Origin of the sequence: Myxococcus sp. CA033, from assembly GCF_013336625.1 — a bacterium.
Lineage (GTDB): Bacteria > Myxococcota > Myxococcia > Myxococcales > Myxococcaceae > Myxococcus > Myxococcus llanfairpwllgwyngyllgogerychwyrndrobwllllantysiliogogogochensis.
This window is the reverse complement of sequence record NZ_JABUMU010000002.1, coordinates 25,482-38,804: the sequence shown is the minus strand read 5'-3', so window position 1 is coordinate 38,804 and position 13,323 is coordinate 25,482. Positions and strand designations below refer to the sequence as shown.

The following is a 13,323-nucleotide window of genomic DNA, read 5'->3' as shown; positions in this document are numbered from 1 at the left end:
CCCCCAGTGACGGCGGGCCTGCCCCACGCGCCGGGACTTCACCCGTCGTGCTTGCGAGCGCCCTTGCCCTTGCCCTTGTGGCGGCACTCGTCGCCATCCCAGTACTGGCTTGGGTGACAGTCCTTGCTGTTGCGCTTGGACTTCTTCGACTTGGGCGGATGCGAGTCGTGCCCGTGGATGTCTCGGTGGACGATGCATCCTCCGAGTGACCAGAGGGCGAGGAGGGGGACGAGGAGACGGAGGTTCATGGGGGAGGGGGGCCGGAATCGGGGGGGAGCCCATGGTCCAGACCCGCCGGCGCCGGGGGTGGCCACGTGAGACATCGACGGTCCGCGTCCAGTTCTGTACCCTTCGCCCGTGCCTGCCGCAGAGAAAGCCGTCCGTCATCGCAAGATTGGCGCGTATCGAGTGCTCGGAGAGCTGGGCCGAGGTGGGATGGCCGTCGTGTATCGCGGCCTCCACGAGATGATTCAGCGCGAGGTCGCCATCAAGGAACTGCTGCCGGAGGGCAAGCGAGACAGGGAAACCTTGTCTCGGTTCCGCCGGGAGTCGCTCGCGCTCGCCGCCTTCCGTCACCAGAACATCGTCACCCTCTACGATTTGGTGGAGAAGAACGACAGCATGTTCATGGTGATGGAGCTGGTGGACGGGCCCACCCTCCACACGCTCATCAAGGAAGGGCCGCTGCCGCCGGACGTCACGGGCGTCATCGCCGCGCGCATCGCCAGCGCGCTGGACCACGCGCACTTCCGCCACATCATCCACCGCGACTTGAAGCCCGCCAACGTCATGCTCACCAAGTCCGGTGACGTGAAGCTGATGGACTTCGGCATCGCCAAGGACGTGGGGCTGGAGGCGCTCACCCAGGCGGGCATGGCGGTGGGCACGCCCTCGTACATGTCCCCGGAGCAGGTGACGGGCGCGCCGCTGGATGGCCGCACCGACATCTTCTCGCTCGGCGTGCTGCTCTATGAGGCCCTCTCCGGCGCCCGGCCCTTCCACGGCAAGACGGCGGGCGAGGTCTTCGCGAAGATTCGCGACGGCAAGTACACGCCGCTCAACAAGGTGGCGCCCAACGTGCCCATGCCCCTGGTGCGCATCATCCAGCGCGCCATGGAGGTGAAGCCGGAGGACCGCTTCCCGGACGCCGCCGCCATGCGCCGCGAGCTGGACGTCTTCCTCGCCCAGGAAGTCCAGGTGTCGCATGCGGGGCTCTTGGTCGCCTTCCTGCGCCACCGCCAGAAGCTGACGGAGACCGAGGCGCAGCAGTTGTTGCGGCCCCAGGAGCTGGACGCGGCGGTGGAGGTCTTCGACACCTCGCGCTCGCGCTCCGGCGGCGCCTTCAAGTGGGCGCTCGTCGCGCTCATCCTCGCCTCGGCGGCGGGGACCGGCCTCTACTTCACCCAGGCGCAGTGGGCGCCGCTCGTTCAGCAACTCACCCGCTGAGGCGGGAGGAGGCAGTCCATGGGACGCATCGTGACTTTCGTGCTGGGTATTGGCGTTCTCGCCGCGGCGGCCTGGTACGTCCTCAACCGCCCGGCGCGCACGGACCCTGAAGCGGCCGCCGCGCGCAAGCTGGAGAACGTGCACAAGGCCGCCGACCGCATCGAGACGGACCTGAACAAGAACGCCGACGCCATCTTCGACAAGGTGGAGTGAGTCGCGAGAGCGCCGTGCGAGCGGCGCTCCCTCCTCCATCCGGCTACTTCTTCTCGTGCGTGACGGTGACGATGGTGCCGATGCCGCCGCGCACGAACCAGTCACCTACCAGCGTCAGCTTGCGCGGCTGGATGGCCTTGATGATGTCGTCGGCGATGGTGTTGGTGACCTTCTCGTGGAAGGCCCCCTCGTTCCGGTACGCCCACATGTAGAGCTTCAGGCTCTTCAGCTCGATGCAGAGCTGGTCGGGGACGTACGTAATCTTGAACCGGGCGAAGTCCGGCTGCCCGGTGAGCGGGCACAGACACGTGAACTCCGGGCAGTCGAACGCGATTTCGTAATCGCGCTCGGGCGCCGGGTTGGGGAAGGTCTGGAGTTCCTTGGTCGGCTGCGAAGGCATGGCGGTGTCGTCTACCACACCATCGCTACGTGTCATCCACGACGTGGGCCCCAGCCCTCCAGGCTGCCCCTGGAGGGTTCTGTCGGCCCCTCAACGCGGCGGTCGTCCACCAGCGGGGAATGCGGGGGGCGGGCCGGTTGCGCGCTCGGAGCGGGGTTCATAATCCCGAGCAGGCCCCCCGCCACCTCCCGAGCACATGACGCTTCCCCTCGACGCCGAAGAAGCCTTCTCGTGTCTCCCTCAAGCCCTGGTGCGCGTTGGACCCGATTTATGCGTCCAGTGGTGTGAGGACGGCTTCGCCCGCAAGACGGGAATGACCCTGCGCCCAGGCACCAGCCTCCTGGACGCGCTCGAGCGGGGGAGGAGCCTGGATGCCGTGGAGCTCGCCATCCGCGAGGGTCGCCCGCACACGGGCCATGTCATCACCCGCGCGCTGCACCAGGTGCGAGTGCAGGTGAAGCCGGGCAGGGAGGCGGAGTCCCCTGGCGCCTGGCTGGTGGTGGAGCCCTCCGGGGTGGATGACGAGGGCGCCTTCTCGCTGGCGGTGCGCGAGATTGCCCGGGCCGTGGGTGAGACGCTGGAGGTGGACACCGTCTGCGCGGCGGCCGTCGTGGCGCTGGTGCGCTGCGCCCAGGTGCGGCGCGCGGAGGTCTATCTGTGCGAGGAGGACGGCTCGGAGCTGCGGCGCTCGGCGGTGTCGGACCTGGCGGGGACGGAGTCTCCCGAGGACACGTTCGACCCCGAGGACGACCCGTTCCGACAGGCCATGGCCTTGCGTCAGGCGCAGCTGGGCATCCAGCGGGGGTATGGGGATTCGCTGGGCTCCATCTTCGCGGCGGTGCCGCTGTGCGCGCCGCGCCGGACGGTGGGGCTGTTGCTGCTCTACAAGGAGCAGGGCACGTCCTTCTCCGCCCGGGAGCTGGAGCTGTGGACGGCGGCGGCCAACCAGCTCGCGGTGGCGGTGGAGAACGCGCGCCTCCTGCGCGAAGCGAAGGCGGCGCTCCAGGTGCGCGAGGAGTTCATGTCCATCGCGAGCCACGAGCTGAAGACGCCGCTCACCCCGCTGAAGCTGGGCCTGTACACCATGGAGAAGCGGCTCACCGCGGGGCAGCCGCTGGAGCTGTCCACGGTGCTGAAGTCCAAGCGGCAGGTGGACCGGCTGGCGGGGCTGGTGGATGACCTGCTGGACGCCTCGCGGCTGGACGTCGGGAAGCTGGCGTTGGACCTGGCGCCGCTGGAGGTGGGGCAGCTGGTGGCGGAGGTGGTGGACCACTTCCGCGCGGCTTTCGACAGGCCCTTCGCGGTGGAGGTCCCCCGAGAGCGCGTCTGGGTGCGAGGGGACCGCGACAGGCTGGAGCAGGTGCTGGTGAACCTGCTGGAGAACGCGCACAAGTACAGCCCGCCGGGCGAGCCCATCACCGTGTGCGTGGAGCGGCTCGCGGGGGAGGCGCGCATCCACGTGAGGGACCATGGCATCGGAATCCCCGGCGCGGACCAGTCCCAGGTGTTCCAGCGCTTCTACCGGGCGCGCAACGTGTCGCACCGCAACTTCGGAGGCCTGGGGCTGGGGCTGTTCATCAGCCACTCCATCGCGAGGCTGCACGGGGGCTCGCTGTCGCTGGCGAGCGCGGAGGGCCATGGCAGCACCTTCACGATGAGCCTGCCGCGCATGCCGTCGCACGAGGTGAAGCGGCTGCCCCGGCGGGTGTTGCTGCTCGACGAGGACTCCGCGCAGGAGGCCCTGGCCGAGCGCGTGTTGTGCGCGGAGGGGTTCGAGGTGCTCACGACGCGGGACGGCGCGGAGGCGCTGCGGCGGGCCACGCACCTGCCGGTGGACCTCATCGTGCTGTCCACCTCCGTCACGCATGGGAAGGCGGGGCTGTTCCTGGAGACCTTCGCCACGCTGCCGCGCGCGCGGCCGGTGCCCATCCTCCTGGCTGGCGATGCGCGGCCGTGGTGGGCGCAGGAGGAGACGTCCCTGTGCACGCGGCCGTACGTCGCCGATGAGCTGGTGGCGCGCGTGCGCAACGTGCTCACGCAGGAGCGGCGCAGGCCCTCCGGGGGGACGCCCGCCGTGGGCGAGCCGCCGCCGCTCGTGGGCTTCGGCCCCAGAATCTAGGCGCGCGCGGCGAAGAGGCCCTCAGCTCGCGGGCGTGAGGACCCGGTAGTCCACGGGGGTGATTCCCAGGCGCGACAGGGTCTCCCGGGCACGAGGGTTCTGGAAGGTGGCCAGCTCCACCTCGCGCTGCGCGCCGTAGCCGCTCTTCACCGTCTCCGGCCGGTAGCCCGGGTGGCACATCAACTCGATGATGCCCTCGGAGGGCAGCGACACCAGCTCCGCCTCCAGGCGCTCCAGCGTCCAGTACGCATCCGAGCCCGTGTCGCCCAGGAAGTGGGTGTTGGTGGGGATGCCCTGCGCCTTGAGCGCGTGGCGCATGATGGAGTCGATGGAGCGCACCGGCAGCTTCTTCTCCCTCGCGACGCGGGACAGCCCCTCCAGCACGGTGGGCTGCAGGTGCAGGTGCATGTGGACGTCCACATGTGTCGCGGGACGTCCCGTCAGCGCCGTGAAGCGCTCGAGCTGCGCGCGGGTCTCCGCCTCCACGACTTCGGCGGGCATGCTGGCGGCGCGCGACTCCACGAAGTTCCCATTGGCGCCAAGCAGCTCGCGCGGGAAGTCGCTCCCCACCGGGGTGCCCCGGGCCAGGTTCAGGTGCAGTCCCAGCGACAGGCCCTCGGCTTCGTGGGCGGAGGCCTCGGAGAACGGGGTGTTCACCAGGAGGGAGGCCGACGAGACGATGCCGTCGCGCATGGCCTGGAGGATGCCTCGGGTGACGGCGGGGTCATACCCCAGGTCGTCGGCGTTGATGATGAGGGCGCGTGTGCTCACGAAGAACTCTCCTGCGCTTCAGGGCCGAGGCCGGGTTTGGAAGAAGCGCCAGGCCTCGAGCGTGGCGTTCAGGTCCTGCGTGGGGTTGCCCGCGCTGACCGGACTGCCAGGCCAGGTGTGTCCGCCGCCCCGCACGGTGCAGAGCGACGCGGTGGCGTTCTCCGGAGAACATCCGGTGAAGGCGCTACAAGTGCTGTCCCCCTGGCGGTACGTCTCCACCACCGCGCCGCCGCAGCCATTGCGCTCCGCCTGGCTCCGGACGGAGTCCTCGGCCGAGGGGTAGGCGCGGCCGAAGGGGATGTTGTTGCCACCCTCGTAGAGGATGACGGTGTCCGCCGTGCCATGGATATGCAGCACGGGCACCGGGCGGGAGGGGCGGCACCCATTCAGGGGCGACATTCCGGAGACGGGCGCCACGGCGGCGAAGCGCCCCGCGCGCTCACAGGCCAGCCGGTAGGAGAAGAAGCCGCCGTTGGAGAAGCCCGTGGCGAAGGTGCGGCGCGGGTCCACGCACACGCGGGTGTCCAGGTCCGCCAGGAGCGCGTCCACGAAGCCCACGTCGTCGATGTTGGACAGCTGGGCCGTCCCACAGCACGCCCCCGCGTTCCAGCCCCGGGTGTTGTCTCGCGGGGGGGCGGTGCCGCCGGAAATCTCCTGGGCGCTCAGCCCGCACGGGTACACGACGAGGAAGCCCTCCGTGTCCGCGAGCGTCGACAGGCCCGTCTGGACCTCCAACTGCTCGGGGTTCGAGCCAAAGCCATGGAAGGCCACCACGGTGGGCGTGGGCCGCGTGGCGTCGTAGCCGGGGGGCACGTGGACGCGGTAGGTCCTCGCCCGTCCGGCGTGGCTCACTGTCCATTCGTGGGTGCCGGGCCCCTCGGAGAGTCCGGTGCAGGACGCGCGCTCCGGGACGGAGGGCTCCTCGTTGGAGGGCTCGGGGCCGGTGTCGCCCGGGTCTTCCGGGCGCGAGGCAAGGGAGGATGAACAGCCGAGCGCCCCCAGGATGAGGGCGACGAGCACGAGGCGCATGTGCGGGAAGCTAATTCCCCGCCTTGCACTCTGCCGCGAGGACGTTCGCCCGTTCGGGGAATCGTTCCTCCAGCGTACGCTTCACCTCGGCGACGGCCGTCTCATTGCCACCATGGGCATGGAGCTGGCATCGCGCCGCCAGGGCCCGAGGGTCCTCCGGGGCCAGCCTGTCCGCCTCCCGATAGGCGCGCTCGGCGCCCGTGCTGTCGCCCTGACGGAAGAGGACGGCCCCCAGGTAGTAGTGGGCCACGGCCAGCTTGCCGTCCTTGCGCAGCGCGCGCTTGAGCAGCGCGGCGGCCTCGTCCACGCGCTCCTGCCGGAAGCGCACGAAGCCGAGCTCCGCCAGGCTGGCAGCGTCGTCATGCTCCCGCGTCCAGGCGGACAGCACCGAGGCGGCCTCGTCCAGCCGGCCATTCTGCGACAGCATCCGCCCGTAGCGAGGCGCCACCCGCGCCACGCCCGGCTTCTGGGCGTACGCCTTCGCCAGCGCCGCCACCGCGCCGGGCAGGTCGCCCTGGCGCTCGCGCAGGTCCGCCAGCATCAGCGAGGGGCGCAGGTCCTTGGGTGCCAGCGTGAGGGCCTCGTCCAACGCGCGCTCGGCCCGCTTGCCCCGGTTCAGCTCCGTCGCCGCCCGGGCCGCGAGCAGGTGCGCCTCCACGTCCTTCGGAAAGCGCGCGACGTAGGCCTCCGCCAGCTCCAGCGCCTTGAAGTGTGCGCCCGCGGTCAGCAGCACCGTCCCCGCCTGGGCCAGCTCCTCGGCGGTGGCGCGAGTGTCCTCGCCCAGGCCGGAGAGCAGCGAAACCTTCGCGGTGGGCGCGTCGGCGGCCTGTGCCTTCGCCAGCCGCTCCGTCGGAGACGACTCCGTGCGCGTCAGGTACCACGTGCCTCCGGCGCCGAGCGCCGCGAGTCCGAGCACTCCGCCCAGGACGAGGCCCCACCGCGAGCGGCGTCGAGGGCCGCCCTGGGTGATGCCGGAGTCGTTGCGCGTGGGCGGCGTCGAGTCCGTCGGGTTGCGCGCGGGAGGCGTCGAGTCCGTCGCGGAGCCAGGTCGAGACGGCGACACCACGCCCGGAGAGCTGGCGCGGAAGCCGGTGACGGTGGCGGCCTCGGTGGAGCCCGGGGACGTGGGCGTGGGCGGGCGCACGGAGTCCGGGGGCTCGCCGCCGTGGAGGGTGGCGCCCACGTCGGGCAGGAAGACCTTGGGCCACGCGGCCGGCACCGTCATGGCGTTGTGGGGCGCGGCGTTGGGGTCGAAGGCGCGAGGAATCGGCGGCGTGCCGCCATGGGACGGGTCGGCCATCCGCGCGCGGCGCAGGGCCTGTCGCTTCGGGTCCCGGTCCGGTGGGAAGAGGGTGTCCACGTACGCGGCCACCTGCTCCCCGGTGGCGACCTCGGCCTGGCCTCCAATGGCCTCGATGGCGTCGATGAAGGACTCGAGGCTGTCGAAGCGCGCGGCCGGGTCTCTCTGGAGCGCGGTGAGGCACACCAACTCCAGCGCGGCGGGCACGGACGGGTCGAACGCGGTGGGAGGCCGGGCGCGCCCCTCCGCGATGCGGCCCAGCACCTCCTCGGCCGTCATGCCGGTGAAGGGCCTGCGGCCACAGAGTTGCTCGTACAACATGACGCCCGCGGCGAAGAGGTCCGCGCGGTGGTCCACCGGCTTGCCGGCGATCATCTCCGGCGACATGTAGAAGAACTTGCCCTTGAGGACGCCGGGCTCCGTGCCCGCACCGAGCGCGTCCGCCTTGGCGATGCCGAAGTCGATGACCTTCACCGCGCCATTCACACCCACATGGATGTTGTCCGGGGTGAAGTCGCGGTGGACGATGCGCAGCGGCCGCCCCGCTTCGTCCACGGCGCGGTGGGCCGCGTCCAGGCCCCGGCAGGCCTCCACCAGCACGCGCAGGGTGATGCCCAGCGGCACGCGCTGGCCCCGCTCCGCGGCCTCCTGGCGCAGCTCCGCGAAGGAGCGGCCCTCCAGCAATTCCATCGCGATGAAGGGCTCGGTGCCCTCCATGCCCAGCTCGAGAATGGAGACGACGTTGGGGTGGCGCACCTGCGCGGTGATGCGCGCCTCGTTGAGGAACATCTGCACCACGCGCCGGTCCGAGGCCAGGTGCGGCATCAGCCGCTTCACCGCCACCGCGGGCCCGCGCGCGCCGTCATCCTCGAAGCGGCGCCCCAGGTACACCTCGGCCATGCCGCCCGTCGCGATACGCGCGGACAGCCGATAGCGACCGACCCAATAGGTGTTCGGACCCGACTCCAAGATGGCGCCAGTCTATGTGCAGAGCCGCCCCGCGTCCCCCCTCAGAAGTTCGAGGGGGGAAGCCTGCCCGTCTCCGTCCCGAACTCGGCCGCCCGGCGCATGCGCCACCGTGGCTCGCGGGCCCGGGCCAGGTGTGGGTTTCCACCACGGCCGCCGCATCACCCGCGTCATCAAGGAGGCCCACGGTGGTGGCGTGGGGGTGCCCGCATGGAAGGCGTGGGCGAGCCCTGGCGCGGTGAAGGCGGTGAGGTGCTCCGGGGTGGGTTCGACCCCGTGACGCTCCGGGGCCCCGCTGCGCACCGACACGTCGCGCGGGGTGCGGTGGGCCTTACGCGGGGTGTGGGCGTGCCATCTGCTGGCTCGCGCGATGGGTCGGGTGGAGTGCTAACCTCGCGCCGCGCTGACCCGCCACGCGCTTCGTTCTTCGTTCTTCGTTCCTCGGAGGGATGTTGGGCACCGTCCTCAAGGGTGGTTACGTCGTCGAGCTGGAGCCCGCGGTGGTGGAACGCGTGGACTTGCGCGTCGAAGGAGAGCGCATCGTGGCGCGCGGGCCGGACCTGACGCCCGAGGCCGACGACGAGGTGGTGGCCCTCTCCGGCAAGCTCGTCTTCCCGGGGCTGGTCAGCGCGCACCACCGGCTGCACGCCGTCCTGGGTCGAGGCATGCCGAACACGGCGATGGAGACCTACCAGGACATCCTGGAGAAGGTGCTCTGGCCCTACGAGGACGCGCTGGACTTGGACGCCGTCCAGGTTGCGGGGTGCGCGGGCGGCCTGGAGGCGCTCCAGTGCGGCACGACGACGGTGTGCACCCTGCACTCCTCGCCCAAGGCGGTGTCGGGCTCGCTGGTGCGGCTGGCGCGAGGTCTCCACGAGGTGGGGGTGCGCGGCGTGCTCGCCTACGCGGTGTCGGACCGCAGCGGAGCGGTGGGGCGCGAGGAGGGACTGGAAGAGACGGTGGGCTTCGCGCAGAAGGCGAAGGGGAGATTCCGGGGCCAGGTGGGCGCGGGGCCTTGTTTCACGTTGGGGCAGGACGCGCTCCAGGGGCTCGCCGAGGCGCTGAAGGCGGCGAACACCGGCCTGCACCTGCCGCTCGCGGAGGACCCGCTGGACGAGCGGCTGTCGAACGAGCGGCATGGGGCCTCGCCGGTGCCACGGCTCCTGGACGCGGGGCTGTTGTCGCCTCGGAGCCAGCTGGCGCACGTGGGGCACCTGGCGTGGGCGGACCTGGCGCAGGTGATTGCGACGGGGGCGTGGATTGTCCACACGCCGCGCGCCAACCAGGGGTTGGAGGTGGGGTATGCGCCGGCGCTGAAGTTCGGCGCGCGCGCGACGTTGGGGGCGGACGGTGTGTCGGCGGACCTGTTCGCGGAGGCGCAGGCGGCGTATCTGCGCTCGCGCGAGGCGGGGCAGCCCATCGACGTGCTGCGCTACCTGGCGAACGGGCATCGGTTGGTGTCGCAGCACTTCGGGGTGCCGCTGGGGCCGATGCGCGAAGGGGCGCTGGCGGACCTGTTGGTGCTCGACTACCTGCCGGCCACGCCGCTGACGGCGGAGAACCTGGCGTGGCACGTGGTGTTCGGCCTGGGCAGCCGGCATGTGGAGGCGGTGATGGTGGATGGGGTGTGGCGCATGTGGGCGCGCCGGCCGCTGTCCGTGAACCCCTCCGTGGTGGCCGAGCAGGCGCGCGAGGCCGCGTCGGCCGTGTGGGCGCGCATGGCCGAGTCGAAGTAGCGAGGGCGTCGCTTGCCTGGGAGGGGCGGGTCCGCTCAAATCCCCGGCATGCTCGCTCCCGTACTGCTCGCAGGGCTTCTGGTCGCCGCCATCCCCAACGTGGGCGACACCGCCCCGGACTTCACCGTGAAGGACACGGACGGCAAGGTCTACATCCTGTCGGAGCTGGTGAAGCAGGGGCCCGTCATCGTCGCCTTCTTCCCCAAGGCCTTCACGGGAGGGTGCACGAAGGAACTCAAGGCGTACACGGCCCGGCACGCGGACATCGAGAAGCTGCAGGGGCGCGTGCTGGCCTTCAGCACGGATGACGCGGAGACGCTCAAGCGCTTCAAGGCGGAGCTGAAGGCGCCGTTCCCCTTCATCCCGGACCCGGACGGCAAGGTCGTCGAGGCGTACGACGTGAAGATGCCGCTGGTGACGGTGTCCAAGCGCTACACCTTCGTTGTCGGCGAGGGGCGCAAGGTCCTCAAGGTGGACTCCGGCGGTGACGCCATCGACCCGGCGGGCGCCATCACCTCGTGCTCGCAGGGCAAGCCCGCGACGCCGCCCGCCACGAAGGAGCCGTCGCCGGCTCCCGAGGCGAAGCCGTAGCGCGCACCCGGCTATCGCGTCGTGGGCGGTCCAAGGCGAAGGGGTGGCAGTCCCCGGTTGTCGAAGAGCTGGGCCGGGGAGTCCTCCACGTAGCTGTCCTCGAACTGGCCGCCGGTGTACTCGCGGATGACCTTCCTCCAGAACGAGGTGGCCGCGTGGTTGGCGGGCAATTGGGACACCTCCCACAGGCCCCGGAAGCGGTCGAACACGGCCATGGCCGCGCGCCGTCCCAGGCCGTAGCCCCGCTCGCCGCGCAGGATGAAGAACTCACTCATCCGGAAGTCGCGCCCGGGAGTCATGTACGGGAAGGGGGCCTGCGCCACGAAGGCGAAGCCCACCGTGCGGCCCTCCCAGCGCAGCAGCAGCGGGTGGACCTCGTCCGAGGCCGCGAGCCACGTGGGCAGGAAGTTGGGCACCCACTGCCCTTGTGGGTCCAGGCGGTACTCCACCCCGAACTCGCTCAAGTCGTGCAGGTAGAGCGGGTACAGGTTTCGCAGCAGCGGGTGCTCGGCTGGACTCGCACGGAGTAGCTCCACGGACGCCTCCGGGCGCCCAGCATGTCCCATCCCATGCGCCGCGAACAGGACGAGCCTCCCTCGTAAAAAAGGGGGGGTATCCCGGACCCCAGGCCCCGCACGTCAGTGCGTCACCTCGGTGGCGCTGACGGGGCTGTCGCCGCGCGCATGGGCCTTGGCGTGCTGGGCGAAGAGGAAGCGCCTCACCGCGGCGCGCGTCAGCAGGCCCCGGGTGGCGATGCCCCCGGGAGCGGCGACGGGCAGGGAGTCCACGTCCTCCTGGTCCATGATGCGCAGCGCCTGGGCCAGGTCGGCATTGGGCGCCAGGAGCGGCAGCTTGCGCGCCAGGTCGCTGGCCACCAGCAGCGGGTACATGGCCTCGTCGCGCCACACCTCGCGCAGCTGCTCCACCTGGACGATGCCGTAGACCTCGCCGTGGGTGTCCAGCACCGGCAGCGCGCCCGTCTCGGAGGTGAGCAGCAGGTCCGCCAGGGGCCGCATCGGAAGGCCCGCGGGCACGGGCGCCACGTGCTCCATCAGCGCTTGCACGGGCGTGCTCTCCAGCAGGTCCGTGTCGCTGGGGGCCTTGGGCGCGTTGCGCTCGATGAGGTAGTGGCACAGCGCGGAGGCGATGGTGCACGTCACCATCAGCGGGAGGATGATGTCGTGGTTCCCGCTCAGCTCGTACATCATCATCATCCCGGTGAGCGGACCCCGGTTGAGCGCCGCCACCGCGCCGCCCATGCCCACCAGCGCATACGCCCCGCTGGGGCCGGTGCTGGCCGGGAAGAAGTAGTGCACCAGCGTGCCGAACGCTCCACCCGCCATGGCGCCGATGACGGCCGCGGGGAAGAACGTCCCGCCCGAGCCCCCCGAGCCGATGGTGATGGCCGTCGCCACCAGCTTCAACACGCAGGCGGTGACGAGGAAGAAGAAGGGCAGCTTTCCCACCGCCGCCAGGTTGATGAAGTCGTGCCCGCTGCCCCACACCGTGGGGCTGACGAAGGCCATCAGCCCCGCGCACAGCCCGCCCAGGCCCGCGCGAAAGGGCAGCGACTTGCGGCCCAGCCACGGCGACAGCGTCCCGCCCATGCGCCCCTGGAAGAAGTGCTCCACCCCGTGCAGCAGCTTCACGAAGGTGAAGGCCAGCAGGCCACAGCCGATGCCCAGCACCGCGTACGCCAGGACTTCCGAGCCGCTCACCAGCTCGTACGGCACGCTGCGCAGCATGGGCGCCTCGCCCAGCACACCCTGGCTCACCAGCGTGCCCGCCACGCTGGCCAGGATGATGGGCGAGAAGACGCGCAGCTCGAACTCGCGGAGGATGATTTCCATCGCGAACACCGCCCCGGCGATGGGGGCGTTGAAGGACGCGGAGATGCCCGCGCCCGCGCCGCACGCCAGGAGGATGGACAGCTCCCTGCGACTGAAGCCCAGCACCCGGCCCACGCTGGAGGCGAACGCCGCGCCGCCATAGACGATGGGGCCCTCGCGGCCCGCCGAACCGCCGCTGCCGATGGTGATGGCGGACGCCACCAGCTTCAACAGGCCCCGGTCCGCGGGCACCACGTTGGCGCCACTCTTCACCGCCCGGACGACCTCGGGGACGCCATGGCCATGCGTCTCCGGCCTGTCCCGGAGCAGCCGTCCCACCGCCACGCCGCCCAGGGTGGGGGCCAGCAGCATCAGCCACCAGGGCAGGAGCGGAATCGCCTCGGCCAGGGCGTGGGGGTGGCCGAAGACGCTGTTGAGCGCGGCCAGCGCCACCAGCGGGTAGTAGAGCGACAGCGCGCCCAGCGTCAGCAGCGCCAGCAGGCGCAACCGTCGCTTCACCTCGTCCCGAGGGCCTCCGGGCTCGATGACCCGCGCCAGCAGCAGCGCGCCGAGCGCCAGCGGCGCCCCGACGATGGCGTACTCCAGATGCCACCGCGCCGAGCCGAACGCGTCCATCAACGTCAGCAACTGGCTGCGGCGCAGCGTGTGCGCCAGCTCCGCCGCGCCGAACGTCAGCCCGCTCACCAGGCCAATCAGGTTGGAGAAGATGCCCGCGGCCAGGCCGCTGTAGAGCCCCACCACCGCGCCCGCCACGGGCAGCACGGACGGACCGGGCAGCCGCAGGCGGTTGGAGGCTTGAAGCGCCGCGTGCGTGAATCGGCTCAAGTGCTCCCGAGCGCGGACCCACACCGCGCGCTGGGGCATCACCCCAGGGGGAGGTTCATCGACATTCATTGGTCCTC

Annotated in this window: 12 protein-coding genes; 5 read left to right on the top strand and 7 right to left on the bottom strand. The window is 71.1% G+C overall.

The window, feature by feature from the left end; all coding sequences use genetic code 11:
* Nucleotides 1–38: 38 nt before the first annotated feature.
* Nucleotides 39–248 (bottom strand): hypothetical protein, encoded by a 210-nt coding sequence (locus HUA78_RS06200; protein WP_141649499.1) that lies wholly within the window; start codon nucleotides 246–248, stop codon nucleotides 39–41.
* 187 nt (nucleotides 249–435) lie between these two features.
* Between HUA78_RS06200 and HUA78_RS06195 the strand changes: the two genes are divergently transcribed.
* Both HUA78_RS06195 and HUA78_RS06190 read left to right on the top strand, forming a co-directional pair.
* Entirely contained in the window at nucleotides 436–1,446 is a 1,011-nt protein-coding gene (locus HUA78_RS06195; protein WP_246137526.1) for a serine/threonine-protein kinase, read from the top strand.
* Nucleotides 1,447–1,464: 18 nt separating this feature from the next.
* Nucleotides 1,465–1,659 carry a hypothetical protein gene (locus HUA78_RS06190; RefSeq protein WP_141646097.1) on the top strand — a complete coding sequence of 65 codons (195 nt, stop codon included), beginning with the start codon at nucleotides 1,465–1,467 and terminating at the stop codon, nucleotides 1,657–1,659.
* Nucleotides 1,660–1,702: 43 nt separating this feature from the next.
* Here HUA78_RS06190 and queF read toward each other — a convergent pair whose 3' ends face one another.
* On the bottom strand, nucleotides 1,703–2,059 hold the full coding sequence (gene queF, locus HUA78_RS06185) for a preQ(1) synthase (protein ID WP_141646096.1): 357 nt from the start codon (nucleotides 2,057–2,059) through the stop codon (nucleotides 1,703–1,705).
* Nucleotides 2,060–2,255: 196 nt separating this feature from the next.
* Between queF and HUA78_RS06180 the strand changes: the two genes are divergently transcribed.
* Nucleotides 2,256–4,178 (top strand): hybrid sensor histidine kinase/response regulator, encoded by a 1,923-nt coding sequence (locus HUA78_RS06180; RefSeq protein ID WP_174475868.1) that lies wholly within the window; start codon nucleotides 2,256–2,258, stop codon nucleotides 4,176–4,178.
* 21 nt (nucleotides 4,179–4,199) lie between these two features.
* Here the strand turns inward: HUA78_RS06180 and HUA78_RS06175 are convergent, their stop codons facing one another.
* The 3 genes from HUA78_RS06175 to HUA78_RS06165 are packed head-to-tail and all read right to left on the bottom strand — an operon-like array spanning nucleotide 4,200 to nucleotide 8,178.
* Entirely contained in the window at nucleotides 4,200–4,949 is a 750-nt protein-coding gene (locus tag HUA78_RS06175; protein ID WP_141646094.1) for a carbohydrate deacetylase, read from the bottom strand.
* Between the two features lie 18 nt (nucleotides 4,950–4,967).
* A complete protein-coding gene (locus HUA78_RS06170; protein ID WP_174475867.1) occupies nucleotides 4,968–5,978 on the bottom strand; it encodes a PHB depolymerase family esterase in 1,011 nt (336 codons plus the stop codon).
* A gap of 10 nt (nucleotides 5,979–5,988) precedes the next feature.
* The gene (locus HUA78_RS06165) at nucleotides 5,989–8,178 is read right to left on the bottom strand and encodes a protein kinase (RefSeq protein ID WP_254623619.1); all 2,190 of its coding nucleotides are present in this window, start codon (nucleotides 8,176–8,178) and stop codon (nucleotides 5,989–5,991) included.
* A gap of 518 nt (nucleotides 8,179–8,696) precedes the next feature.
* Between HUA78_RS06165 and HUA78_RS06160 the strand changes: the two genes are divergently transcribed.
* Together HUA78_RS06160 and HUA78_RS06155 are read left to right on the top strand one after the other, a co-directional pair.
* Nucleotides 8,697–9,980, top strand: a complete 1,284-nt coding sequence (locus HUA78_RS06160; protein ID WP_174457989.1) for an amidohydrolase family protein — start codon at nucleotides 8,697–8,699, stop codon at nucleotides 9,978–9,980.
* 48 nt (nucleotides 9,981–10,028) lie between these two features.
* Nucleotides 10,029–10,571 carry a peroxiredoxin gene (locus HUA78_RS06155; protein WP_174475866.1) on the top strand — a complete coding sequence of 181 codons (543 nt, stop codon included), beginning with the start codon at nucleotides 10,029–10,031 and terminating at the stop codon, nucleotides 10,569–10,571.
* An 11-nt stretch (nucleotides 10,572–10,582) separates the two neighbouring features.
* Here HUA78_RS06155 and HUA78_RS06150 read toward each other — a convergent pair whose 3' ends face one another.
* Both HUA78_RS06150 and HUA78_RS06145 read right to left on the bottom strand, forming a co-directional pair.
* A complete protein-coding gene (locus HUA78_RS06150; protein WP_141646089.1) occupies nucleotides 10,583–11,107 on the bottom strand; it encodes a GNAT family N-acetyltransferase in 525 nt (174 codons plus the stop codon).
* A gap of 102 nt (nucleotides 11,108–11,209) precedes the next feature.
* Nucleotides 11,210–13,315 carry a chloride channel protein gene (locus HUA78_RS06145; RefSeq protein WP_254623592.1) on the bottom strand — a complete coding sequence of 702 codons (2,106 nt, stop codon included), beginning with the start codon at nucleotides 13,313–13,315 and terminating at the stop codon, nucleotides 11,210–11,212.
* Nucleotides 13,316–13,323 lie beyond the last annotated feature (8 nt).

What these genes read in the sequence shown, in the direction of transcription:
- HUA78_RS06190 (WP_141646097.1), top strand. Translation starts at nt 1,465, where the DNA reads ATGGGACGCATCGTGACTTTCGTGCTGGGTATTGGCGTTCTCGCCGCG.
- HUA78_RS06165 (WP_254623619.1), bottom strand. Translation starts at nt 8,178, where the DNA reads ATGGCCGAGGTGTACCTGGGGCGCCGCTTCGAGGATGACGGCGCGCGC.
- HUA78_RS06180 (WP_174475868.1), top strand. Translation starts at nt 2,256, where the DNA reads ATGACGCTTCCCCTCGACGCCGAAGAAGCCTTCTCGTGTCTCCCTCAA.
- HUA78_RS06195 (WP_246137526.1), top strand. Translation starts at nt 436, where the DNA reads ATGGCCGTCGTGTATCGCGGCCTCCACGAGATGATTCAGCGCGAGGTC.
- queF (WP_141646096.1), bottom strand. Translation starts at nt 2,059, where the DNA reads ATGCCTTCGCAGCCGACCAAGGAACTCCAGACCTTCCCCAACCCGGCG.
- HUA78_RS06155 (WP_174475866.1), top strand. Translation starts at nt 10,029, where the DNA reads ATGCTCGCTCCCGTACTGCTCGCAGGGCTTCTGGTCGCCGCCATCCCC.
- HUA78_RS06145 (WP_254623592.1), bottom strand. Translation starts at nt 13,315, where the DNA reads ATGAATGTCGATGAACCTCCCCCTGGGGTGATGCCCCAGCGCGCGGTG.
- HUA78_RS06200 (WP_141649499.1), bottom strand. Translation starts at nt 248, where the DNA reads ATGAACCTCCGTCTCCTCGTCCCCCTCCTCGCCCTCTGGTCACTCGGA.
- HUA78_RS06170 (WP_174475867.1), bottom strand. Translation starts at nt 5,978, where the DNA reads ATGCGCCTCGTGCTCGTCGCCCTCATCCTGGGGGCGCTCGGCTGTTCA.